Source organism: Pseudomonas reidholzensis, assembly GCF_900536025.1.
GTDB classification, from domain to species: domain Bacteria; phylum Pseudomonadota; class Gammaproteobacteria; order Pseudomonadales; family Pseudomonadaceae; genus Aquipseudomonas; species Aquipseudomonas reidholzensis.
The window spans coordinates 173,420-197,448 of sequence record NZ_UNOZ01000007.1 but is presented as its reverse complement, the minus strand read 5'-3'; the positions used below and the strand labels follow the sequence as shown (position 1 = coordinate 197,448).

The 24,029-nt window shown below is 61.6% G+C and carries 24 protein-coding genes; 8 read left to right on the top strand and 16 right to left on the bottom strand.

All coding sequences use genetic code 11. The features are described from left to right. The first annotated feature begins 157 nt into the window (after positions 1–157). Positions 158–1,168: a zinc-dependent alcohol dehydrogenase family protein gene (locus CCOS865_RS06560; RefSeq protein ID WP_119139056.1), complete on the top strand. Its 1,011-nt coding sequence runs from the start codon at positions 158–160 to the stop codon at positions 1,166–1,168. Between the two features lie 10 nt (positions 1,169–1,178). Here CCOS865_RS06560 and CCOS865_RS06555 read toward each other — a convergent pair whose 3' ends face one another. Next, complete coding sequence (locus tag CCOS865_RS06555) at positions 1,179–1,811, bottom strand: alpha/beta fold hydrolase (RefSeq protein WP_119139054.1); 633 nt, start codon at positions 1,809–1,811, stop codon at positions 1,179–1,181. Between the two features lie 468 nt (positions 1,812–2,279). On the opposite strand from CCOS865_RS06555, the gene CCOS865_RS06550 reads away from it, so the two are divergent. Then, on the top strand, positions 2,280–2,789 hold the full coding sequence (locus CCOS865_RS06550; protein WP_119139052.1) for a ProQ/FinO family protein: 510 nt from the start codon (positions 2,280–2,282) through the stop codon (positions 2,787–2,789). Positions 2,790–2,926: 137 nt separating this feature from the next. After that, positions 2,927–4,291: a DUF7256 domain-containing protein gene (locus tag CCOS865_RS06545; RefSeq protein ID WP_147406492.1), complete on the top strand. Its 1,365-nt coding sequence runs from the start codon at positions 2,927–2,929 to the stop codon at positions 4,289–4,291. Here CCOS865_RS06545 and CCOS865_RS06540 read toward each other — a convergent pair. Beyond that, the gene (locus CCOS865_RS06540) at positions 4,224–5,534 is read right to left on the bottom strand and encodes an MFS transporter (protein ID WP_119139200.1); all 1,311 of its coding nucleotides are present in this window, start codon (positions 5,532–5,534) and stop codon (positions 4,224–4,226) included. The genes CCOS865_RS06545 and CCOS865_RS06540 overlap by 68 nt on opposite strands. A gap of 117 nt (positions 5,535–5,651) precedes the next feature. Continuing rightward, positions 5,652–6,782, bottom strand: a complete 1,131-nt coding sequence (locus CCOS865_RS06535; protein WP_119139048.1) for a metallophosphoesterase — start codon at positions 6,780–6,782, stop codon at positions 5,652–5,654. A 134-nt stretch (positions 6,783–6,916) separates the two neighbouring features. Here CCOS865_RS06535 and CCOS865_RS06530 point away from each other — a divergent pair, with 134 nt between their 5' ends. Then, a complete protein-coding gene (locus CCOS865_RS06530) occupies positions 6,917–7,837 on the top strand; it encodes a LysR family transcriptional regulator (protein ID WP_119139046.1) in 921 nt (306 codons plus the stop codon). Between the two features lie 48 nt (positions 7,838–7,885). On the opposite strand, the gene CCOS865_RS06525 is transcribed toward CCOS865_RS06530, so the two are convergent. The 6 genes from CCOS865_RS06525 to CCOS865_RS06500 form a co-directional block, all read right to left on the bottom strand. Then, complete coding sequence (locus tag CCOS865_RS06525; RefSeq protein WP_119139044.1) at positions 7,886–8,371, bottom strand: GlcG/HbpS family heme-binding protein; 486 nt, start codon at positions 8,369–8,371, stop codon at positions 7,886–7,888. Between the two features lie 60 nt (positions 8,372–8,431). Next, positions 8,432–9,724, bottom strand: coding sequence for a cytochrome c (locus tag CCOS865_RS06520; RefSeq protein WP_167469021.1), 1,293 nt, complete (start codon positions 9,722–9,724; stop codon positions 8,432–8,434). A 49-nt stretch (positions 9,725–9,773) separates the two neighbouring features. Further along, a complete protein-coding gene (locus tag CCOS865_RS06515) occupies positions 9,774–11,399 on the bottom strand; it encodes a GMC family oxidoreductase (RefSeq protein ID WP_119139040.1) in 1,626 nt (541 codons plus the stop codon). After that, positions 11,392–11,937, bottom strand: a complete 546-nt coding sequence (locus CCOS865_RS06510) for a sugar dehydrogenase complex small subunit (protein WP_119139038.1) — start codon at positions 11,935–11,937, stop codon at positions 11,392–11,394. Before CCOS865_RS06510 ends, CCOS865_RS06515 begins: the two co-directional genes overlap by 8 nt. A 571-nt stretch (positions 11,938–12,508) precedes the next feature. Continuing rightward, the gene (locus CCOS865_RS06505; protein ID WP_147406491.1) at positions 12,509–13,507 is read right to left on the bottom strand and encodes a hypothetical protein; all 999 of its coding nucleotides are present in this window, start codon (positions 13,505–13,507) and stop codon (positions 12,509–12,511) included. Positions 13,508–13,833: 326 nt separating this feature from the next. Then, complete coding sequence (locus CCOS865_RS06500) at positions 13,834–14,238, bottom strand: DUF6632 domain-containing protein (RefSeq protein WP_119139034.1); 405 nt, start codon at positions 14,236–14,238, stop codon at positions 13,834–13,836. 228 nt (positions 14,239–14,466) lie between these two features. Between CCOS865_RS06500 and CCOS865_RS06495 the strand changes: the two genes are divergently transcribed. The 3 genes from CCOS865_RS06495 (at position 14,467) to CCOS865_RS06485 (ending at position 15,937) form a co-directional block, all read left to right on the top strand. Further along, complete coding sequence (locus CCOS865_RS06495; RefSeq protein WP_119139032.1) at positions 14,467–14,889, top strand: DUF7832 domain-containing protein; 423 nt, start codon at positions 14,467–14,469, stop codon at positions 14,887–14,889. 113 nt (positions 14,890–15,002) lie between these two features. Beyond that, the gene (locus tag CCOS865_RS06490) at positions 15,003–15,452 is read left to right on the top strand and encodes a GNAT family N-acetyltransferase (RefSeq protein ID WP_119139198.1); all 450 of its coding nucleotides are present in this window, start codon (positions 15,003–15,005) and stop codon (positions 15,450–15,452) included. Between the two features lie 8 nt (positions 15,453–15,460). Further along, entirely contained in the window at positions 15,461–15,937 is a 477-nt protein-coding gene (locus CCOS865_RS06485) for a GNAT family N-acetyltransferase (RefSeq protein WP_208644500.1), read from the top strand. Between the two features lie 570 nt (positions 15,938–16,507). Here CCOS865_RS06485 and CCOS865_RS06480 read toward each other — a convergent pair. The 3 genes from CCOS865_RS06480 to CCOS865_RS06470 all read right to left on the bottom strand — a co-directional run bounded on the left by CCOS865_RS06480 (position 16,508) and on the right by CCOS865_RS06470 (position 19,585). Then, entirely contained in the window at positions 16,508–17,437 is a 930-nt protein-coding gene (locus CCOS865_RS06480) for a LysR family transcriptional regulator (RefSeq protein ID WP_119139030.1), read from the bottom strand. Between the two features lie 105 nt (positions 17,438–17,542). Beyond that, on the bottom strand, positions 17,543–18,574 hold the full coding sequence (locus tag CCOS865_RS06475; protein ID WP_119139028.1) for a methionine synthase: 1,032 nt from the start codon (positions 18,572–18,574) through the stop codon (positions 17,543–17,545). A 27-nt stretch (positions 18,575–18,601) separates the two neighbouring features. Next, positions 18,602–19,585, bottom strand: a complete 984-nt coding sequence (locus CCOS865_RS06470; protein WP_119139026.1) for a DUF1852 domain-containing protein — start codon at positions 19,583–19,585, stop codon at positions 18,602–18,604. Positions 19,586–19,802: 217 nt separating this feature from the next. Here CCOS865_RS06470 and CCOS865_RS06465 point away from each other — a divergent pair, with 217 nt between their 5' ends. Then, on the top strand, positions 19,803–20,321 hold the full coding sequence (locus CCOS865_RS06465) for a cysteine hydrolase family protein (RefSeq protein ID WP_119139024.1): 519 nt from the start codon (positions 19,803–19,805) through the stop codon (positions 20,319–20,321). A gap of 53 nt (positions 20,322–20,374) precedes the next feature. On the opposite strand, the gene CCOS865_RS06460 is transcribed toward CCOS865_RS06465, so the two are convergent. The 4 genes from CCOS865_RS06460 to CCOS865_RS06445 form a co-directional block, all read right to left on the bottom strand. Then, the gene (locus CCOS865_RS06460; protein ID WP_208644499.1) at positions 20,375–21,706 is read right to left on the bottom strand and encodes an LLM class flavin-dependent oxidoreductase; all 1,332 of its coding nucleotides are present in this window, start codon (positions 21,704–21,706) and stop codon (positions 20,375–20,377) included. Then, a complete protein-coding gene (locus CCOS865_RS06455; RefSeq protein ID WP_119139022.1) occupies positions 21,706–22,431 on the bottom strand; it encodes a peroxiredoxin-like family protein in 726 nt (241 codons plus the stop codon). Before CCOS865_RS06455 ends, CCOS865_RS06460 begins: the two co-directional genes overlap by 1 nt. 34 nt (positions 22,432–22,465) lie before the next feature. Beyond that, positions 22,466–23,446, bottom strand: a complete 981-nt coding sequence (locus CCOS865_RS06450) for an ABC transporter substrate-binding protein (protein ID WP_119139020.1) — start codon at positions 23,444–23,446, stop codon at positions 22,466–22,468. 172 nt (positions 23,447–23,618) lie between these two features. After that, positions 23,619–23,999 (bottom strand): hypothetical protein, encoded by a 381-nt coding sequence (locus CCOS865_RS06445; protein ID WP_119139018.1) that lies wholly within the window; start codon positions 23,997–23,999, stop codon positions 23,619–23,621. Positions 24,000–24,029 lie beyond the last annotated feature (30 nt).

Below are 24,029 nucleotides of genomic sequence, written 5' to 3'. Positions count from 1 at the left end.
CCCTTTCTACGCTGGTTTGTTTCAGTCTGCTGGGCATTGAGTTGTTTTATTGTTGCTTTCTAGCATAACAATCCTGTGCCTGGTCGGGCATTTATCGTGTCCTGTCCTTGAGCAAAACTGTCGCCAGTTGATTTGCTACCCCCCTGGAGATAGGCACATGAAAGCATGGCTTCTGCACGATTTCGGTCTCGACAATCTGGCACTCGGAGAAACACCCACCCCGGTACCCAAGGCAGGCGAACTGCTGGTCAAGATCGGCGCGGTATCGCTTAACTTCCGCGACAAAGCCATCGTCGAGGGGTTCTACGAACCGCACCTCGTGCCAAAGCCACTGATCCCGGTCAGCGATGCGTCGGGCACCGTGGTGGCAGTGGGTGATGGCGTAAGCCGGTACAAGCTGGGTGACCGCGTCAGCTCGCATTTGTACTCGCGCTGGATCGACGGCGAGCCGGGCCCGGACGAGCCTGCGTACTGCTTCGGCATGCCGCTGCCGGGTGGCTTGGCCGAATACATGATCATCCATGAAGACAGCGCGGTGCGTACGCCAGACAAGATGTCTGACGAAGAAGCCTCGACCTTGCCGATCGCCGCGCTGACAGCGTGGTACTCGCTGGTCGATTACGGCCAGATCCAACCCGGTCAGACGGTGCTGGTGCAAGGTACGGGGGGTGTCTCGATTTTCGCCGTGCAGCTTGCAACCGCCCTAGGCGCCAAGGTGATCGTCACCTCCAGCAGCGATGCCAACCTGGAGGCGGTGAAAAAGCTCGGGGCAGTGGCTGGGGTGAACTACCGAACCTTCCCGCGCTGGGAAGAAGAAGTGCTCAAGCTTACCGACGGCAAGGGTGTAGACCTGCTGCTGGATGTGGCCGGAGGGGAGGGCTTGAACCAGTCGATCCTGGCGACCAAAGCGGCCGGCAAGATCGCCCAGATCGGTTTTCTGACCGGGCAAGTGACAACGCTGGGCTTGATGCCGCTGATCTTCCGCCAGACCACGATCCGTGGCATCGCGGTAGCGCCTCGCTCGTCGTTCGATCGCATGAATGCCTTCTTGAACGAGCACCAGATTAGCCCGGTGATCGAGCAGGCCTATGCGTTCGAAGATGCGCAGCTGGCCTTCCAGCACTTGGCCCGTGGCGCGTTTGGCAAGGTGGTCATCAAGGTGTCGTGATCCGGGGCAATCAACCCTGCTCCAACACCGTCACACGGCCAAGGTGGTTGTCGATGAGTTGCGCGACAGCTTTGGCATGAGTACTGCCGAGGTCATGGCCGGCCTCGGCAAACACCTCCAGCCGGGTATCGGGTATCAGTTGCGCCAGCCGCTGACCCACCGAGATCGGGCTGATCGGGTCCGTGCCTCCCCACAACAGCAGGACCGGCAGTTGCAGTTCGTGCAAGCGCGCAGAAAGGTCGGTGCGATCGTCCAGGAACCAGCGTGGGAGGTTCGGGTTCTCTGATTCGAACGCCGCGCGCCAGTCCATGGCGCCCAACGCCGGGAGGTTCAAGCCGCCCGAGGTGACGGCGAGGACCAGGTGGGTGACCAGGTCGGGGCGCTCAAGTGCAATGTGTACTGCGACAACGCCGCCCATCGATTGCGCCACCAACGCCACGGGCCTGTCGATTTCTGCAATCGCGAGAGCGGCTAGATGCTCCAGGCGGGTGACATTCGGATCGGCTGGCGTATTGCCAAAACCGGGCCAGCCCATGTGTTGCACAGCCACTGACGTTTCGAGGGCTTCGGCGACCGGGTGCCAGAACTGGGTGTTGCCGGACGCACCGGGAAGGAAAAGAATCTTTTCGGGGGAAGTCGTCACGGCTCGGTCCTTGAGTCAGGGGTACAGCAACTTAGGATTATATGCAGTGCAAATGATGGCCGCTTAGGGTCAGCCCCTTCAAGGTGATTTGAAATTGCGCTTGGCGTGAGCTCGCCGGGGCCGCTGCGCAGCCCTTTCGCGACACAAGGCCGCTCCCACAGGACCGCGCAAGCCGTGAAGCCGACGCCGTAACTTGTGGGAGCGGCCTTGCCGGGGCGCCGGACCGGTCGGAAAGGGGCGCGCAGCGGCCCCAGCGAGCTCAAGCCAAAGATACATTCAGGACCAACCGAGGCCTCGAAAGGGATGCCACTTTTGGCCCAAGCGGACGAGCGCGACAGGTGCTTTCGGCCAGAGCCGTCACGGCGTGTTCACGGGAAAAACAGCGATTCATCCTGTTTCAGCTGATCTCGAGCGCGGTATGGCATATCCTTGCACCACGCAATCAATGTCGAAGCAGTGAATTTAACGATGGGTTTTGAACAACTAGCTGAGCTACGTGACCGTCTACGGGCGGAAAAAGAGCAGGTAAAGGCCGAAAGCGCCAAACCCCTGAAGCGTAAATCCGCCCCGCAGGCGAAGCCGCGGGACAAGGATCCGGCGGTGGATGCGATCTGGCCATTGCAGAAGCATTTTCCATTGGCCTTCCCGGTCAACCCGGCCCCCAAGGTGCCGCTCAAAGAGGGCATCTTCAAGGATGCCGAGCAACACCTTGAGCTGCTCGGGCTTACCCGTGAACAGCTCAAGCTGGGCATCTCTACCTGGTGCCGGGGCGCTCGCTACTGGGCAAGCATGGTGGAAGACGCGCCGCGCCTTGACTTGACTGGTCAGCCAGCTGGCATTGTGACCGCCGCCCAGGCGATTCATGCCAAGCAACAAGCCGCACGGCAACGCGGCCAAGACCGCCGCAACCGCGCGAAGGCGAAAGCGGCTGTCCCGGCCCCGGCCGCCGATACCACTGCGGAGCAGACCGCGGACTGATTTCAGTCCCGCTCTGCCGTGCTGTCCGCCTATTGGCGGCGCACGGTGCGCAGAGAACATCGGGGCCAGGCACACAACCTCGCCCCGTCGCACCGACTGAGAAACTACCCAGGGATGAAGCACATCAGGCATGCCCGTTGCCTGAGCACCATGGACCCAGAAGCATGAAAGCAGCCCGGATCGCCACACTACGGCCCATGATGCCCGTCGAATCACTTGCCAGCGTGATGGGCAAGAAGTGGTCATCACCTGACGGCTACGGCCGCGTACCCGGTACGCACACCCGAGGCTTTGGCGCGCAGATCGATGCCGCCGGCAGGCTTGGGAGGGTGAGTTTCTATCGGAACTTCCCAGCAACGGAGATGATTGAAGGCCTGCACATCGGCATGTCGCTGGCTGATGCCCTGGCTACACGCCCTGGCCTGCATCCGTTGCCCCACACCCCCGAACTCGGCGAATGGTCCGAGTACACTGAGGCAACGCGCGAAGGGTTCGTGCTCTTGGTGCGGATCCTCGACCAGCACATCGGCGCGCTGGAGATCAGCCAGCCGAACGCCCTTTACCCCGAGCCAGAAAAACTACTGGCCGACCCTCACCTGAAAACCGCCTACGACTTGCTCCGCGCCCCGCAATGCCTGCTACCCAAGACCGGTCGCGGCGAGCATTGGTCGGGCGGCTGGAGCCTGGGCCTGCCGCCAGGTATCACCCCGCACCAGTGGCCGCTGAGCGAGCGCCTCGGCTACCCGCTGCGCCATGCGTTCACGCTGCAACTGCCGCGCGAATACCGCACTCAAGGCGACGAGTACGTGGCACTCAGCGTGTTCGTGGACGATCAATTCGAGGAATTGCCATCCAGCGCCGCGATCGAGGCGTACTTCGCCAGCGAGCTGTCGGATCAGCCGCCAGGCGATGAAGCGTTTCTGCCCTTTTGGGAGCATCGGCGGGCGCGCCACCCGATGCGGTTTGACCTCACTGACCTCCTGGGTACGCAGTACGCAGCGATATGGCTGACCCAGGCGGAGTTCGAAGGGGCTATCTGCCCGGTGCCCAGGCTGGAGGGCAACCCCTTGCTGGGCCAGGCCCCTGCTTGGTTTGACCAGAGCTATGCCCAGTACCTGGCCTACGACAAAGTCCGCAACCCGGCGAGCCCCGCCTTTGACTGGCTGCCCGGTGATGGCCCGGCAGCGGGTCTCGACACAGCGTTCGCAATCCGCACGCAGGTTCGCGAAGGCGATCCAAACGTCGGCAAGCCACCCCGGGAGTATGAGGAAGACTGCAAGGACAGCGGCTACGTACCCGCCTTCAGCGGTGAGCAGAGTGAGGCGCTGACGCAGTTTGATGGCCGCAATCATCTGGGCGGCACGATGTTCCCGATACAGAACTATCCAGCGTTCGGCCCGTTCTACCTGGAGTTCGAGGAGCATTTTGGCGGGTTCAATTTCGGCAGCGGCAATGCGCAGTTGGACCTGGTCGAGATGAAACTGGACTGGGCGTGTGGCTGAGGGTGCTACCGCCATTGCTGGCGGTGGCCAGCTTGCGCCTCTCGAAACCGATCGATACGCCAAAAAAGAGGATGCCAAGCACTGCCAAGCCGGCGCCTACCCAGCCAGTGGAGGCCCAGCCAAGCCCGCTGGCGATGGACAGGCCGCCCAGCGTGGCACCCACGGCATTGGAGATATTGAAAGCGCTGTGATTCAGTGCCGCTGCGAGGGTCTGAGCCTCACCTGCGACATTCATCAATCGAACCTGAAGCGCAGGTACCAGCGCGAACCCACAGCCCACCATGAATAACACCACCAACATCCCGATCGTCGAAGACGCGAAGATCGAGAAGAGCGACAGGAAGATCACGTTCCAGATCATGATGGAGAAGATGGCGGGCACCAACGCTCGGTCTGCAAGCCAACCGCCGACCAGGTTGCCCACGATCATGCCCACGCCCCAAAGTGCCAACACCATGGGGACCTGGCCGGGCGCAAGCCCCGTGGCTTCAGTCAATGTGGGTGTGATGTAGCTGTACACCGAGAACATGCCGCCAAACCCGATTGATGCAGTGGCGAGGGTCAACCACAACTGGGGTTTTTTCAGCCCGCTCATTTCCGCTGCAGGGCTCGCCGATTCATCCTTGGGCATCGCCGGAATGAGCAACCAGAACAGCGCCATGACCAGCAAGCCTCCAATGGCGAGGGTTGCGAAGGCCCCGCGCCATCCGAAAAGCTGCCCAATCCACGTGGCAGCGGGCACCCCGATGACGTTTGCGGCTGCGAGCCCCGCCATGACATACCCGGCTGCTTGCGCCTTGCGGTGCTCAGCCACCAGGGTCGCCGCAACCAGGCAAGCGACCCCGTAGTAAGCACCGTGGGGCAGTCCAGCCAGGAAGCGTGCGGCCAACAGTGTCGTGTGATCCCACGCCACCGCACTCGCGCCGTAGCCAATACAGAACAGTGCGAGCAGAGCGATCAACAACGATTTTCGCGGCCACCTGGCGGCCAGGATCGCAATGAGCGGCGCCCCTGTCACCACACCGAGCGCATAGGCGGTGATGTAGCCGCCGGCAATCGGGATCGACACATCAGTGCTCGCTGCAAGACCAGGCAGCAAGCTCATCGAGGCGAACTCGCCCGTCCCGATGAAGAGCCCGCCGAATCCGAGAACAGTGATCGCCGTTGCGACGCCATGAGGTGCGTGAATGTGCTTGGCATCGTACGCAGTTGCAGAGGTATCTGCTGTTGAATGACTCGTCATTTCATACATCCCTTACAGGCTTGCGAGCGCAGCCCCGTCTCAATTGATAAAGAACCACGGTTGGAAACTCGTCAGGCAGCGCTTTTGACGCTGCATCGAGGGCTGACTTGTCCGCGATCAAAAAGCACTCCCAGCGCGCAGCACGATCTCCGTGATTTCCGAAGGCACGCCCAAGCGAATCGGAAATCCGTTCCAGAGCGCGGTACCGTTGCTCACATAGAGATGCATGTCTCCCACCTCATAGCGCCCGGAGACAAAGCCTTGGTTGGCAAATTTAGCGACTTGGCCGAGGCCGGAAATCATGCCGCCGTGGGTATGCCCGGAAAGCTGCAGGCTGACTCCGGCTTGAGCCGCTTGATGGGCGCCCATGGGCCGATGTTTGAGGAGCACAACTGGGGCACCTGGGGAGACACCTTCGAGTGCCCTGGAAAGGTTGGGTCCCTCTTGGCCGTAGGTGGGTGCTGACTCGTCTGTGGTACCTGCGACCACTAATGAGCCCGAGCCTTTGGTCAGCACGGCATGCTGATTTGTCAGTACGCGCATCCCAAGTTTTCGGAGTTCGGCAGCCCACGCTCGGCCGTCGAAGTAGTACTCGTGGTTTCCCGGTACAGCGATAACGCCCATCGGTGCACGGAGGCCGCTCAGCGGTGCCACATCCTTGCTTCTGGCCTCCACTGTCCCGTCAATCAGGTCTCCAGTGATCAGAACAACATCGGGGCTCAACGCATTGGTGCGAGCGACCACCTCGCTCACCCAGCCGGCCTGGAACAGACGACTGATGTGCAGATCGGTGAGATGAACGATCTTCAGGCCGTCCAGTGAAGGCGGCAGATCCTTGATCGTGAACTCCACCTGCCGCACGGCTGGCACTTGGACTGCCTGGTGGACCCCGATCGCAGCCAGGGCCATTGACAGCGACGCGATCATGGTCCGCGCACGGACACCGAACATGCGCCTGACCGGGGACCTGCACAGCAGTGAAAGCATCACCGATGCCAGGTCGACGATTGGCGTGAACACCAGGATGAACACGAACGTGCAGAACAGCCAACCGGCAACGAGCACTAGCGGTCGTGGGAACTCCGGCGAGAACATTGTCCCGTACACGCCGATCAGGATCAGGTGGTACTTGGACACCAACAGCAGAACGACTGCTAGCGCCGCTCGGCTCCAGCCACTGAGCGGCAGAGGCATGACAAAGCGCCACAGGACATAAAGGTAGGCGACGGCAAGATACGTATGGAACACCAGAAACTCTCTCTCGCGGCAGTGGACAGCCACACCGATTGTTGAATTAAATCGATGTTACACGCGCACAAGCCCGAGATTGATTAGCTTTATCCCATACACTGTTGAATTAGGCTCAACCATTGGAAGCCCCCATGCCTGCACTTCCTACGACCCGGCTGTCCCGCGCTGATCTCGCGGATCTGAACGCGTTTCTTGCGGTAGAGCGGCTTCGCAGCTTTACCCGAGCAGCGGTCGAACTAGGGATTACCACCTCCGCACTTAGCCACTCGATGCGCAATCTCGAGGCAAGATTGGGTGTGCGATTGCTCAACCGCACCAGTCGTACAGTCTCGCCAACCGACGCGGGTGCAGCGCTCGCCAAACGACTGACCGTAGGCTTTAGCGAAATCAGTGGCGCGTTGACGGCACTCGACAGGCACCGCGACCGTCCCTCCGGACGACTTCGGTTGAACGTACTGAGTGATGCTGCGCGGCTGCTGTTCACTCAGTATTTGCCCCGGTACCTGGAAGCGTATCCCGAGGTATCGGTGGAGGTGGCGGTCGACGACAAAATGGTAGACATCGTCTCAGCCGGCTTTGATGCTGGCATACGTTTTGGTGACACCATTGCGGAAGACTACATCGCCGTACGCATCAGCGAAGCGTTGCGATGGGTGGCAGTGGCGTCGCCTAAATACCTCAACGCGAACGCCAGAATTCTGGTTCCTGAAGACCTCAAAAGCCAGCAGTGCATCCAGATCCGCACAGGAAACGGAACTGTCTACCGCTGGGATTTTGAGAAAGACGGCGATCATCAATGCATTGATGTGCCAGGGCAGCTATGTGTGAACGAAACCACCTTTGGCATCGAAATGGCGCTGGCGGATTGCGGAATCACATATTGCCTGGAAGACCGTGTAAGGGGTTATCTGGATCGAGGTGAGTTGCAGGAGGTTTTGCCTGACTGGGCGCCCATGGAGCCGGCATTCCATATTTATTACCCGGGGCGCAGGCAAATGCCCCCCGGGCTTCGGGAGCTGATCGACCTGTTCAAGGCCGGCTTGCAGGCTTAATTGCTCAGAGACTGAAGGCGTGCGCTTTGGCTCAGCGCACCCTTGCCGTCAGTGTGCGCCGTCAACCGCGTGTGCGCCAGCCACCGCAATCGGATCATCGTGGGCACCCACCGGCGTGCTCACGCCCACCGCACCAATCACCTTGCCCTCCACCAGGATCGGCTGGCCGCCGGCCAGGGTGGTGACGTCCAGTGCCAGCAACGCCGGATGGCCATCGTTGACCCGGTTTTCAAAGTTCACGCTGGGGGCGCCGAACAGGGCCGAGGCCTTGGCCTTACGGATGGCAAGGTCGGCGCTGATGGCGGTGGCGCCGTCCATGCGGCGGACCACGATGGGGTAGCCGGCGTTGTCGACCACGGCGATCGAACCCACCCAGCCTTGTTGCTTGGCGTACTGATCGGCGGCCTGAGCGATGCGCTCGGCGGCGGCCAGGTCCAGTTGTTTGATCGAAGGCAGGGCAACCGAATCGGCGGCCTGGGCGGCACCGGCGACGCCCAGGGCGAGCACGGCGGACAGCAGGAATCGTACGGACATGAAGTTCTCCTGACGATTTAGCGAAAGCACCCGGCAAGCCGGGTGCGTGAGTGAAGGGTGTCAGCGCAGCTTGGCGACTTCCGCTGCGGTGACCTGTACCTGCGAATTACCAAACTGCTTGAACAGGAAGGTGCTCAAGGTCGCCAACTGGGCATCGCTCAGGTTGGCGAAGCCAGGCATGAACACCTCCTGGCCATCGACCTTGCGGTGCACGCCGCGCAGCAGTACCGACACCAGGTTGGTCGGCTCGACGGCGCCCAGCACGCTGTTGCCGAACAGCCGCGGGTATTCGCCCACGCCCTTGCCGGTGACCGCATGGCAGGTGGCGCAGTTGGCGTTGAACATCACTTCGGCGCCCAGCGCGTCGCTGTCCGGGTCGTACTGCGGATGGCTGGCGCGCAGCGCCGTGGTGCCGGTGTACGCCTGGCCCTGGCCGGTGCGGGCGGGTACAAGGCTCGGCGTGCCGGTGACGGGCAAGTCGCGCAGGTAGGCCACCATGGCGTGCAGGTCGGCATCGGGCAGGTGGTTCAGGCTGTTCTCCACCGCCTCGGCCATGGGCCCTGCGGCGTTGGCCTTGCCATGCACGGCACCGGTCTTGAGGTAGGTGAACAGCTCGGGATCACTCCAGGTGCCGATACCGCTCTGGCCACTGGTGATGTCGTAGGCCCTCCAGGTCACCAGGTTGCCACCGCCCAGGTTCGGATGGCTAAAGCCCTGGATGAAGTTGCGCGGGGTGTGGCATTCGCCACAGTGCTCCAGGCTCTGCACCAGGTACGCGCCGCGGTTCCATTCATCGCTCTTGCCGGCCACTGGCAGCTGGCGCCCGGACTGGAAGTTCATGACGTTCCAGAAGGCCATGGCCCAGCGCTGGTTGAACGGGAAGCCCATGGTGTTTTCTGGCGGCTTGCTGTCGATCGGCTTGATCGTGCGCAGGTAGGCGACCAGTGCCAGGGTGTCGTCGTCGGACATGCCGGTGTACGAGGTGTACGGCATGGCCGGGTACAGGCGCCTGCCGTGCTGGGAGATCCCGTTGCGCACCGAACCGACGATCTCGGCGTCGGTAAAGGTGCCGATGCCGTTGACCGGGTCCTGGGTGATGTTGGTCGAGTACAGCCTGCCGAACGGTGTGTCGAAGGCCATGCCGCCCGCATAGGGTTTGCTCGCCTCGGAGGTGTGGCAGGCCACGCAGTCCGAGGCCAGGGCCACGGCGCGGCCGCGTTCGATCAACGCCGCGCTGTCCTGCCCAGGCTTGGCCACCGGCATGTCGATCTTTGCTTGCTTCCAGATCACGCTGCCGGCGCCGATCGCCGCGGCGACCGCCACGGCAACGCCGCACCAGACCAGCGCCTTCAAGCGAGCGCGCGCCTTTGTCGATCCTGTTTTCATCAACATGCGTAGCCCCTCACAGCGAAGCCTGGATGATGCTGTCGGCGGCCAGCAGCGACAGCGCCACCCCGGTCAGCGTCGAGTTGACCAGCGCAGCGGTGGGCATCACGCCGGTGCCGCCGAAGTACAGGTTCGCGTGGTCGTGGGCCTGGGCCAGCTTGTTGCACACCGAGGTGTGCGGGTCGCTGCCCATGCTCAAGGTGCCGGTGATGTGCTGGCTGTTGGTGTACTGGCCGCGGTCGGAGTACTTCACTTCGCTGCCGCCGGAGGCCTTCACGCAGTCGGCGAACAGTTCGCGGCAGGTGTCGTAGCCACGGTGCACGTACTCGGGGAAGCGGTAGTGGATCTCCATCTTGGGGATGCCCCAGGCGTCCTTCTGGTCGCTCAGGACGATGCGGTTTTCCGGGTCCGGGAGCATTTCGAACATCGACTTGAGCAGCACGAAGCGTTCGCCATCGCGCTTGATCTTCTCGTTCAGTTCTTTGCCGTAGTAACCCTGGGCCAGGTACTTTTCGGTCAGGTAACGGGTCGGGTTGTCGTTGTGCACATCGATGCGCAGGGCAGAGCGCTCGCTGCGGAAAGCCCCGTCGCGGGTATTGTTGATGCTGCCCGGGCACATCGGGCCACGGCCGATGTACAGCGGCTCGTCGGCCAGGTACTCGACGGCGCTGGCCGGGTGGTCCATCAGGCGGCGGCCGACCTGGTCGGTGGCGTTGGCCACGCCATTGGGGTTGCGCTCATCCTTGGACATCAGCAGGATCTTGACGCTTTCCATGGCATTGGCGGTGAGCAGGAAGTGCTTGCCGGTGACCCGGTGGACTTCCTTGTTCTGGTCGATGAAGTGGGCGGCGACGATGCGGTTGCCTTCGCCGGTCTCGAGCTTGAACACCACGGCGTTGCTGATCAGGTTCAGGCCCAGCCCTTGGGCTCGGCGCACCGACATGCTGCCGTTGTACTGAGCGCCGATCGGGCAGATGGGCATGCAGTTGTTGTTGCCGCAGCAGGCCGGACGATCGTCGTAGGCGGTGCTATTGCGCGCTTGCGGGCCTGGCAGCAGCTCCAGGCCGACCGACTCGTAGCGCTGGCGCAGGCGCTCGAAGCCGTAGGGCAGCGGCAGGACGTCCATGGGGTACGGCATCGAGCGCGGCGAGCCGTAGTCACCCGCCAGCGCACCGCCGCCGGAGACGCCCATCTCGATCTCCGCTTCGCAGTAGTAGGGCTCGAGTTCGTCGTAGCTGATCGGCCAGTCGACCGATTGGCCATACAGGGTCTGCATGCGGAAGTCGTTGGGGATCAGCCGCCACGCCTGGCCCGCCCAGTGCCAGGTGGTGCCGCCCACGCCGCGGATGTACTGCGCGGTATACGGGGCAGGGCCCTTCTGGATGAGGTAACCGTTGTCGTGGGGGACGAAGTTCGGCTGAGGCGCCCAGGGCATCGTCGGGTACGGCGCCATGTGGTTGTTCTTGTACGCGCCGTTGCGGTAGTTGGAGACCAGCATGCCTTGGTCCAGCGGTGCGCCGGCCTCGAGCATCAGTACCGACAGGCCCTTGCGCAGCAGCTTGACGGCAGCGGCGCCGCCAGCGGCACCGGCGCCGATGATGACCACGTCGGCCGACAGGGGGGTGGAATTCGAATCAGGCATGGCGTTCGGTATCTTCTTGCAGGGCGTAGGCAGGAGGGTTGACCCAGAAATTCGGGCTTCCGGTGCAATAGCTCGGGGGCTCGACGAAGTCCGACACGGCCTGGTAGGCCGCCACGCTTTCGAAGGCCACGCACTCGCGCACGCCTTCAGCGTCCTCGACGGTGCCCAGGTACAGCGCGGTGTTCACCCGCAGGAACAGGCTTTTGAGATCCGGCGCTTTGCTGGCCAGCAATTGCAGTCGGTCGGCCGGGGCATTCACGGCGGACACTTCAGGCAGCGCTGCCAGCAACTGCTCGACCAGCGTGTCGAGGCCTGGCAGCGTCAGCTGAAGTTTCTGATGCACGATGTTGACCAGTTCGCGATCTACACCGATCTGGCCGGAGAGTTGGTCAGCCAGGGCTATGAATGGTGCCGGGGCAACAGGCACTTCGAGAGCGCCGCTGGCCGCCAGGGCCTTGGGCAGAAGTGTGGGTGCGCCCAACGTCAGCAGCATCACGCCAGCGCCGCTGGAGACAAAAAATTCTCGTCTACTAAGCATGGAAAGTTCCAGTGAATGGGAAGCTGCCCAGCTGGAACAGGCACAGGTCCCCCCCGCTGGGCGGCGGCACCGTAACACATGTAACTAAATGTGTAGTTAACTTTTTCGTCGGCTGAAAGTACCGATTTAGAGCGGTTTTATGGAGCGGCGTTAGACTTAAGGTGGGTGGTTTTTGATGAAGTAATCAGCTAGCGCGCAGACTTGATGAAGCGTCAAATGTGGCGCAAATGAGCGCTTCATTTCAGGGTTTTGACACCTGGCGGAGCACTGGCTCGGCCCCGCCTGAAATCCCGTAAACGTAGCGATACCGCGCTCTAGGCGCTGATTTTTCGAGAGACTGAAACCGCTCGCAGGGTAGCGATAAGCGGTGCGATGGCGTGCGCGTGGCGGACAGCACAAACCTTCCATGCTGTGCGTCCAGGGTGGCCGTCATCAGGCTGCTGGGCATCGGAGCTGACGCGCTGGGTGCGTTCGATAACCGCCCGGTTTCTCGATCTTGCCACCCATTCAGTGCGCGCGTCAGCTCAACGCAACGCCGGTTGAGCCGTATATGCTTAGCGCACTTTCGGAGTCATTTTTTCAACGCGACACTGTTCACCACCAGGGGGCACAGTGCCTGGATCTTCTTGAAGTCTTCCTGCGCTTGCGCTTTCTGGCTCCCGTCAGCCGTTGTCATGCAACTGATCAGGAAGGCCTTGTCAGACGTATAAAATGCATTGAGACGGCCAGCGTGATAGAACGTCTTGCCACCCCGTTCAGTGCTGGTCGTATAGTCCAGCCAGTAGCCTGGCAGCGACTCGACCGATTGCACGCCGCCAGCGGTGACTACGCTTCCAGACGGGGCTACCGTGCCGAGTTGGCCCGCGTCGATCATCCCCTTGATCTCCTCCTGCGTAACCTTGGCCTCGGCGTTGTGGACTTCGAGGGTAATCATCTGCTGCCCGTAGCCCGCCATGCTTTGCCATTTCTGGACGATATGTGCAGGCTCGACTTCAGCCGCGCCCCACGAGGCGGGGAGCGCCACGGCCAGGTTCAAGCCGAGGGCTTTGGGGTGCCCCTGGGTATTGAACCGTTGAAGCCGGTCAGCCGAGAACTCAGCGGCGGGCTGACCCTTGTAGGTGGTCGCCAGCAAGTACGGGAGGATAGTGCCGTCTAGCTTGCCTTTCGCTCGGTTGTTCACTTCGGCGATAAATTCGACAGCCTCGTCATAGGGCATGGAGGCGGACATGATCTGGTCGTGCGTGCTGGACTTAATTTTAGCGGCCACCTGCCGAAACGTGTCGCCGCCCACGCCGGCGGTCAACTCCCCGCTCAGTTGATCCATGATCGTCGCACCGTAGGCGCTGGCGAAATTAAGCTGTGCGTCTCTGATGGGTGCCTGTAACGCGGGGTACAGCTGGGCTATGCGTTCCAGTGCGTAGTCTTGACCGAGCAGATAACCGTAGCTGCGGATGAGCCCGCGCATGGCGGCTTCACTTCGACCAAAGCTGAAGTCCGCCAGTGCAGGAGAAGAGAGGGCCAACACCGACACGCTGATCAGTGACGTTGCACACGGGCGAAGCTTGAGCATAAAAATCCGTTTTCAAAAGAAGCTGACATTTCAACCGGAGCAGCCCGTAGAGCAAGGCTACGGACAGCGCGGTAGCAGGGCGTTTGAGGTAAAAACGGCAAAAAATAGCATCAAAATGCCACCCATGAAACCCTGAGCAGGTTTGAATTACGCAGCGGTCTAAGCGGGGATGGCGCTATCTACCTCAGCACCCGAACTGGAGCGTTGAATGAGAATGTACGACGCTGGAAGGCGAAGAAGCACCTCCCGAATTGGAGGATGAGCTTGATGCAGGGATTGCTGATGTCACAAAAGCAACCGGTCATTCGTGACAGTCAGACTGGGTCTTAGGCCCCACGGTGTGTCCGGCGCCGAGCGGCCCATTTGGAGCGGGGCGTCAAGATGGCCAGGGCGACCGCCACGATGAAGAGCGCTGGCACGTCCCCTGCCAAGTGACCCATCTGCCCCGGCTGGGTGATTGCCTGGAGGGCCATGATTCCTCCATGTACGGCACTAGACCACACGGTGAACCAGATCAGGCTCAGATTGGCCAATGGATCACGCGCGGCCAGGATCAGAAAAACCCCAAGTGTGGCGTAGATGCCCACGATCATCATCGGGTAGTCCGAGTGACCGGCGTGCCAGGCCCAGCCAGACGGCCAGTACAACATAAGTGGGTAGAGGGCAAGGCACGCGAGGCCAGCCGCAACCAGAACGACGCGCAGAAACCTGAGGCGATCGGATACGGTCATGGCCGGCTCATCGTTGGGTCTGACTCCAAATTGCCCCGAGTGGGATGCTCTCGCTGAAGAGCTCTAGACATTACGGACGCCAAGCAATGCTGCTCACCGACCGTGGCAAGGCGGGTGACCATTGCAAGAAAGGCGAGGAACTTATCCTGGCAAGCCCTTGTACGGCCCTGGATACACTGCGATCTTCTGTAGCAGCATAGACTGAGTCAGCACACCCCAAGGACACCTATGAAATACGACGATGCAAGTTGGCACTATGGCAACGACTTTCCAGCGGGTCAGCCACAGGAAAATGGCGGAACCCACATCGCGCTTTTTCTTAGATGGTGCTTTATCAAAGGCTGGGCGGGCGAGTTTTACATCGAGGAAGAGCCTGAAGCCCTCGCGCGCGTGATCAGTGGCGAGCTCTCCGCCACCGAGTTTTTATTCAGCTATTGCGATGGCAAACTCACGGACGATGACCTGAGCGATGAAGGGAACGTGTTCGCGCAGCAGTACTACGGGAAGGATGGGCTGTACCTTCAAGACTACGCCGACCACTTCCAGAGCCTGATGTATGTTGCGCCAGAGTCCGCGCACGACTTTGACACGTTCTGCGCAATGCTGGACGCGCGCTTTGAAAGCGGCATCCTGGTAACGACGCAGCTGTGATTTTCAAATCGCGGCGCTGGCCTCCCACAGGGTTGTGCAATGCTGATGAAATCTGGTGGTATGCATGACGTCAGCAAACACGCCCTGTACGCGCAATGGACAAGGACTTCATCATGACCGCAACCCTACGCCTGGCCTCGCCCAGCGATATCGATCTGCTGTTCGACATCCGCACCAGCGTTCAGCAAAACCATCTTTCGCGTGAGCAGATGCAGGCGATGGGGATCACTCCAGCCGCCATCGGCGACGCCATCCGCGCAGCGCCCTGCGTGTGGATCGCCGAACTGCAGGGTGAAGCCGCCGGGTTTGCCATGGTCGACATCGACGACGGCGAGCTCTTTGCGCTGTTCGTGCGTCCGCACCTCGAGGGGAAAGGGGTAGGGCGGTTGCTCTTGCAGCAGGCAGAGGAATCTCTGTTCCAGCGGCATGAGACCATTCACCTGACCACCGATGCCGATGAGGCCATGCGCGCGGTCGGCTTCTATCGGCGTCATGGGTGGGCATGGGCCGGAGCGGTCGATGATCGTGATGCGCGATTTGAAAAACGTCGGGTAACCAGATGACCGTGTGCATGGAGATTCGACTGACGACAGCAGACGACTGGCTGCGCTTGAAGCACGTCCGGCTTGCCGCACTCAGGGACTCACCAACAGCCTTTGGCGTGAGTTACGAGGCGGCCTCTGGTTACACCGACGAGGCGTGGAAAGTGCGCGCCTCATCGACGGGCACGGCATTCTGGCTGGCAATCCTCGATGGCCAAGCGGTTGGGATGATCGGGGCTGCAGTCAGCGACGCGGGGCGCTTCAATCTGATCGGCCTGTGGGTCGAGCCCGCGGCACGAGGCTGCGGTGCGGCGGCTGGCCTGGTCGAGTCGGTCAAGGCACGCGCGCTGGAGAGTGGCCATGACCGCGTTTTCCTGGATGTCTCACCCGAGAATGTGGACGCTGTGAGGCTCTACCAGAAGCATGGGTTTTCGTTCTTGGATGAATGGGAAAACCTGCAGAGTCATCCGCATATCAGGGTGCAAACGATGGTTTGGCGGGTTTGATGGCTACCGCGTTCTGGTTGAGTGGGCTCGAGCGCCGGAAGTGGCCAAATCCATTACAAATACATCGCAATCACGCTGTGAGGACGTTTCTTTCACTCAATTTTCACGCTGCCCTGTAGAGACTGAAGCCATCCCTACGTGATAGACCTTGGCCCGCCTAGCAGCGGGCTTTCTTTTGCCCGTAACTCGGGCTTAGACCCAGCCCTTTCAAGGTCTTTGTATTTTCCTGAATCTGTCCTTGGCTTGAGCTCGCCGGGGCCGCTGCGCAGCCCTTTCCGACCGGTCCGGCGCCCCGGCAAGGCCGCTCCCACTTGGACGGCGCCTTGCAGTAATTTGTCGCGTGTTGAGCAAAAAATTGGCACCACGCCCTCCTGTGGGAGCGGCCTTGTGTCGCGAAAGGGGCGCGCAGCGGCCCCAGCGAGCTCACGCCACGCGCAATTTCAGAACACCTTGAAAGGGATGGGCCTTCGACCCAACGCTGACCGGATCACACCTCTGAAGGGATCCCACTACCTGCGTGAAACAAGACCACAGATCAAGAGGCTTAGCCGCAGTGCTTGCGGCTGGCAGTCAAATGCAGAGCCCCGGCGCAGCATTGACGCCCTCTAGCGTCGCAAATGAAATGTCTTTTGCCGTGAGCAGAAAATCAATCATGTAAGGCACTTCGAGCATGTCGCTGCGAACCGCCGCGAACAGCGTAGCCTGCAACCCGTTCTCCCCCAGGCGCTTGGCGATGACATAGCCACGCGAGGTGTACTCATGCACGGCCCAGTTGGGCAGGCAGCAAACACCGCGACCGCTGGCCACGAGCTGCATCATCATGACGGTCATTTCCGAGGTGCGCACCTGAGCCGGCTCGATGTCGGCCGGATCGAGGAAGCGGGTGAAGATATCCAGGCGGTTTCGTTCGATCGGGTAAGTGATCAGGGTCTGACTGGCGAGGTCGGCGGGTTCCATAAACGGCTTGTCACGCAGCGTATGATGCTTGTCGATGGCCAGCAGGGCCTCGTAACCGAACAGCGGCACGTAGGTGATCCCCGGCAGGCTTACCGGGTCGGAGGTCACCACCAGGTCGAGGTCGCCGCGCTCCAGGGCGGGCAGTGGGGCGAACGACAACCCGGACGCCAGGTCCAGTTCCACCTCCGGCCAGTTGCTGCGGAACTCATCCACCGAAGGCATCAACCACTGGTAACAGCTGTGGCACTCGATGGCGATGTGCAGCCGATCGGCCGTGCCGCCCGCCAGTTTGCTCAGGTTGCGCTCCGTGGTGCGGATCAGCGGCAGCACCTGGTCGGCCAACTGCAGCAGCTTGAGGCCAGCAGTGGTGAAGCGCACTGGCTTGGACTTGCGCACGAACACGGGCATGCCCACGCGATGTTCCAGCTCGCGAAACTGGTGCGACAGCGCCGACTGGGTCAGGTGCAGGGACTCGGCGGCGTCGGGCAGGCTGTCCGTTTCGCGCAGGGCATGGAGTGTACGTAGGTGTCTCAAGTCGATCATGAGAAGTCGGCCAACGCTCAAGCCGCGCGATGCGCGGCGACAAGCGCGAAGGCTCGACAGCGGTAACTGGGAAGTGACATGAAAAATCCTGACGTTTGCCGGCCGTTAACGGGCCGAGAGTTCTCTGCGGACGATATCTGCGCCTGCACTCAGGGCGCTAAGCTTGCCTCTGGCTACCTCACGCGGTAAGGGCGCCATGCCGCAGTTGGTGCACGGGTAGAGCTTGTCGGCCTCTACGAATTGCAGGGCTTTTCGCAGGGTGTTGGCCACTTCCTCGGGGGTTTCGATAGTGTGGGTGGCCACGTCGATGGCCCCGACCATCACCTTCTTGCCGCGGATGAGTTCGATGAGGTCCATGGGGACGTGCGAGTTGTGACATTCCAGCGAGACGATATCGATACTGGATTGCTGCAGCTTGGGGAACGCCTCTTCATACTGCCGCCACTCTGACCCCAAGGTCTTTTTCCAATCGGTATTGGCCTTGATGCCGTAGCCATAGCAGATATGCACGGCCGTTTCGCACTTGAGCCCTTCAATGGCCCGCTCCAGGGTGGCTACCCCCCAATCGTTTACCTCGTCGAAGAAGACATTGAAGGCCGGTTCGTCGAACTGGATGATGTCGACACCGGCAGCTTCGAGTTCGCGGGCTTCCTGATTGAGGATCCTGGCGAATTCCCATGCCAGTTTTTCGCGGCTTTTATAGTGGCTGTCGTACAGCGTATCGATCATCGTCATCGGGCCAGGCAGCGCCCATTTGATGGGTTGCGTGGTCTGCTGGCGCAAGAACCTGGCGTCTTCGACGAACACCGGCTTTTGCCGGCTGACAGCGCCCACCACCGTCGGTACGCTCGCCTCATAGCGATCACGAATTCGGACGGTCTCACGCTTCTCGAAATCAACGCCGCTGAGGTGCTCGATAAACGTGGTGACGAAGTGTTGGCGGGTTTGTTCACCATCGCTGACGATATCGATGCCGGCGTGCTGTTGTTCCTGCAGTGCCAGCCGTAATGCATCGTGCTTGCCTTCGATCAATTCATCACCGTGCAACTTCCAGGGCGACCAAAGTGTTTCGGGCTGAGCAAGCCAGGCGGGTTTGGGCAAGCTGCCGGCAGTTGAAGTGGGTAGCAGTTTTTTCATGGGGGATGGCCTTGTGTATTAGGAAGATCAGCGCGCGTGGTTGGACGACCACTGTTCAAGCTTGGCGTGATAGGGCTTGATGAAATGCTCTTCGGCAAATCGTCCTTGTTCAATGGCCAGGCGACTCCGTTCTTCGCGGTCATACACAATGCGTGTCAATGAATAGTCCTGGTGCTTCAAACTGGGCTGATAGGATCTTCCTGCGGCAGAGTTGGCATTGTAGATTTCAGGGCGGTAGATCTTCTGGAAGGTGTCCATGGTGCTGACGGTGCTGATCAGCTCAAGGTTGGTGTAGTCAGCCAACAAATCACCGGTGAAATAAAACGCCAACGGCGCCGCGCTGTTCGGCGGCATGAAATAACGCACCTTCAAGCCCATCTTGTTGAAGTAGGCGTCCGTCAGCGAGTATTCATTTTGCTGGTACTCGATGCCCAATACCGGGTGCTGGTTTTCTGTCCGGTGGTAGGTCTTGCTGCTCGACACGCTGAGGCAGATGACCGGCGGCTTGTTGAAGTGCTGCTGGTAGGCGCTTGAGTTGACGAAACACTTGAACAGCTTTCCGTGCAGCTCGCCAAAGCCCTCTGGCGTGCTGAATGCCGGCTGGTGCTGGTTGTGCCCGAGCAGCAGCACGCTGAAGTCATAATCGCGAACGTAGGAAGAAAAGTTGTTTCCGACCATGCCATCAATGCGTTCATGGGTATGTTGGTCGATCACCGTGGTTTTCAATATTTCAATCAACGGCAGGGGCGTACCGCTGTGTTCCCCCTCTAGCGTCATCTCGGCCGTGATGATGTCGAGCTGAACCGAGTAACGGTCGCCGCGGGGATTGTCCCAGTGCGCCAACGCATTGAAGCGGTTGTCGATCATGCTCAAGGTGTTGCGCAAATTCTCTTGGCGGCTGCTGCCCCTCGCCAAGTTGGCAAAGTTGGTGGTGGTGCGGGTGTTTTCCGAGGGGCGATAGTGTTCATCGAAACGTATGCGCTTGATGGCAAATGTAAATTCAGTGCTCATTGTGATGAGGTGCCCTAATGCCTGATAGTTTACAGCGTCATGTGATTGTCGAGTGCTCGATGTATCCGTGTTTGCGCTGTTATTGGCAGGCATTCTAGGGCGCGCCCTTTCGTGGACCCTAATGAATTGATTTCGCAAAATCGTTAGTCATCTTCATGACGGCCGTGATAAACCTGCCTGCCTCTGCACCGCTGGCTAATACGTAAGGAAACACGCCATGTACGCACTACTGATCCTCGACATGCAGGTCGGCCTTGTCCACGGCCCGGAAAAACCCTGGCGCGGTGAAGCACTGATCGACACCTTGAATGGCCTGATGGCTAACGCTCGCGAGGCCGGCGCGCCGATTTTTCTGGCGCGTCACTTTGGCCCCGTCGGCTCGCCCATCGAGCCCGGCAGCCCGCTGACCGCGTTGATCGAAGAGCTGAAGCTCAACGGCGAGGAAGTGATCTTCGAAAAGACCCGACCCAATGCCTTCGCCCAGACCAGCCTTGCAGCGCAGCTACGCGATCGCGGTTGCGAGGGCGTGGTCATCACCGGCATGAAGACCCAGTACTGCGTCGACAGCACCACCCGCGCAGCGCGCGACGCAGGCTTCGAGACGGTGTTGATCGCCGACGGCCACACCACCTCGGATACCCCGCTACTCGATGCCGGGGCGGTCGTGGCCCATCACAATGCGACCTTGGCAGGCCCGTTCTGCCGGCTCGTTGAAGCCAAGGACTGGGCGTTCTGATGGCGTAGGCTGATCGACCCCAGCCGAGGCGATCAGCCTTGTGATCAAGCCGGTCACTGATAGCGAGACACGGGTTTGCTCAGCCCAAGATGCTCGCGCAAGGTACTCCCCGCATACTCCCGCCTGAACAAACCACGGCGCTGCAGCTCCGGCACCACCTTGTCGAGAAACCGCTCGGCACCGCCCGGCATGTACGGCGGCATGATCACGAAGCCATCCGCGCCTTGCTCCTCGAACCATTGCTCGATCTGGTCCGCGACCGTCTTCGGCGAGCCGATCATCTTGGCAAACGCCAGGCTCGATGCATACCAACGCCCCAGTTGCTCGAGCGTCCAGCCCGCCTCGATGGCATTGCCGATCACTACGTCGAAGCGGCCCTTGCTCCCGCGAATCTGCGCCCGGATATCCGGCACCCGCGCGTTGGGGTCATGCTGTGAAAGGTCATAGTTCATGCTCGCCGACATGAACGCCAAGCCACTGACCGGCAAGATCAGTTCGTCCAGCTCAGCCGCCAGGTCCTGCGCCTGCTGATCACTGTCAGCCACGATCGGATATAGCCCCGGCAACACCTTCACGGCATCTGCCGGCCGCCCAGCCGCGACCACCTGGCCCTTGAACTGCTTGTAGAACGCCTGGGCCTTTGCCAGCGTCGACTGCACGGGGAAAATCACCTCTGCATTGCGCGCTGCCAGCGACTGAAATGCGTCCGACACCCCAGCCTGGATCAGCACCGGATGCCCCTGCGGCGGGCGCGGCAGGTTGAGCGGCCCGCGCACCTTGAACCAGTCGCCTTGATGGTCCGCGTAGTGCAACCGGCTGGCGTCGACATAGCGCCCCGAGGCCTTGTCCGCCAGCACCGCGTCGTCCTCCCAGGTGTCCCACAAGCCGCGCACCACATCGAGAAACTCCGCCGCCTTGGTGTAGCGCTCGGCATGCCCCAGGTGCTGGTCGAAGCCAAAGTTGCGCGCCTCGCCGTCATTCACCGAGGTCACGGCGTTCCAGGCCGCGCGTCCTGCGCTGAAGTGATCGAGCGTGGCCAGCTGCCGGGCGACATGGTACGGCTGGTGATAGCTGGTCGAGACCGTCGCGCCCAAGCCGATGCGCTGGGTCAGGACGCTCAATGCCGAGAGCAACGCCAACGGCTCGGGCGAGCCGGTAGGGCGCCAGGTCACCGCCGTATCGAAGTTGCCACCGTGGATATCGTCCAGGGCCAGCTTGTCGGCGACAAACAGCATATCCAGCTTGGCCGCCTCGGCATGCTCGGCCAGGCGCTGGTAATAGCGGATGTCCAGCGCATTGCCACCCTGCGTCAGAGGGTGACGCCACCCGGCCAGGTGCGATCCGGCATGGCTGACGAACAGCGCAAGGTGCAGTTGCCGCGGCATCAGCCAACCCGCCCTGAACGCACGCGATGGGGGATGTCACCGCTGGCGGCCAGCAGCGCATCGACGGCGTCGATGATCGGCTGCGCTTCGGTCCGTACCAGCCAGTCGGGGCTGACCTGGGCGTAGTGCACCCGGCGATCGCGGCCAATCACCAGCACGGTCGGCTGCGGCAGCTCCCAGGTGCCGGTACCGGTGACCTCGCCAATGCCCGGGCCTTTGGCCAGTGAGGCCTGGCGCGAGGCGTCGTCGAAGCTGTAGAGGATGCCCAGGTGGCGGCCGAGGGCATTGTTGCGGTCACTGGCCACTTGCAACGTCAGCTGGTGACGGTCTCGGATCTCCACCAGCCGCCCGGCCACCTGCGGGCTCAGCGCCACCAGCGGCACGCCGCGCTTGCGCAGGGCCGGTTGCAGGTTGCGCTCGTAGTAGGGCAGGGCGATGTTGCAGGCCGGGCAGCCGGCGAAGCGGAAGAACACCAGCACGGCCGGGCCGTTGTCGATCAGCTCATCAAGGCCGAGCAGGCCGCCTTCGACGGTCTTCAGTTCGAACGCCGGCAGCAGGTCGCCGACCTTGACGAAGTGGCGCTGCGGGGCCTCGTCGACCAAGCGCTGGCGCTGGTCGATATTGACTTGCAGGGCGGCCGGGTCCCAGCTGCGCAGGCGTTCCGCGTGCAGGTCGGCGAGCAGTTGGTTGAGGGATTCTGGGTGTGGCTGCGGGTGCTCGCTCATCGGTGGACTCCTCGGGGCTGATCAACGTGCAGGCTCATCGTGAGGCCTGCGAAGGGGTGCTGGCGGCGCCTTGGGCACGGGCGGCGTTGAAGCTTTTGTCGAAGCCGTTGGAGACGTCTACCGGGCGGCTGAGCACGCCTTCTTCACGGTAGATATCGGCGGTCTCCTGCAGGTTGGCGATCACCGCGTCGGTGATGTCCACGCGCTGGAAGTCAGTGTTGCTGGCCGAGGTCAGGTGCACCTCCAGCGGCAGCCCGGTGACCTTGGCCTGCGCTTGCGCATACTCGCGCGGGTGGCCGTTGGCCCAGCGATAGGCGCGCTCGATGCGCTTGACGAAGTCTTCCAGTTGCGGCCGTTTGGCCTCTATCGCCTGGGCCGTCGCGGCGAGGTACAGGTTGTTGGTCAGCAGGTCGTCACCCCGGCGCAGCACGCGGGCGCCGTTCTGGGTGATGGCGATGGTGGTGTACGGGTCCCAGGTCGACCAGGCGTCGGCATTGCCGCTTTCCAGGGCGCTGCGCGCATCGGTGGGCAGCAGGTTGACGAAGGTCACGTCCGAGGTGCGCAGGCCGACATCGCGCAGGGCCTTGATCACCAGAAAGTGGCCGATCGAGCCGCGGTTGGTGACGATGCGCTTGCCCTTGAGGTCGGCGGCGCTGTGCAGCGGGGAGTCCTTGGGCACCAGAATCGACGTCGAGAAGCGGCCGTCGGCGTGGGTAATACTGATCACCTTGAGCGGCGCACCGGCACCCAGGGCGAACACATACGGGGCATCGCCCAGGCCACCGACGTCCACTGCGCCGGCGTTTAGTGCTTCGCCCAAGGGGGCGGCAGCAGGGAATTCCGAAAAGTCGAGGGTGTAAGGGACGTCAGTCAGCTCGCCGGCGGCTTGCAGCAGCAGCTTGATGCCGGACTTCTGATTGGCGACGCGAAGCGGCTCGAGTGGCGCGGCACTGGCGAGGCCGGCGAACAGCAGGTTGCTGCCAAGGACCAGGGCGAGGATGGATCGCTGGGGCATGGAGGTACTCCTGGAGAGGTCGTGGTTGACGGCCTCCGCCAGGAATGGGGTCGGTTGCTAGTGAACTTAGCGTTATGAAGAGGGCTTGTGAAAGGCTTTATGGTTCTAAGCTAATTATGTGATTTGTATATTTATTGCGCTTTTCTGAATGCGCTAAGCGCATAGTGTGCCGTCAGCGGCGATAGTACCGGTGGTCGGCTTCATAGCGGTGGCGCATGGCGCGATCATGCCGGCGTTCCCAGTCCCGACGGCGTTCCATTTCGCGATGGTGCTGTTCACGGCGCCATTGTTCACGGCGCCAGTTGTCACGCCGCCAGTCGTCTCGGCGATCGTGCCAATGGCGGTCGTCGCGGTCGTCATGGGCAAGCAATGGCCCGGACGGTACACCGCTGCTGGCCAGGCTCGGCCATGGACTCTCGGCAACCTCGGCCGCCGCCGGCGCGGGCGCTGCCTGGGTTGCACTGACAGGCTTCATCTGTGCGGCGGATGCCGCGCCCATGGCCATGAACGCGAACAGGCCCAGCAGGAGGCTGCGTTGGACATTGAAATTCATGAGCGAAGACATCTCCTGGTCAACGATTGG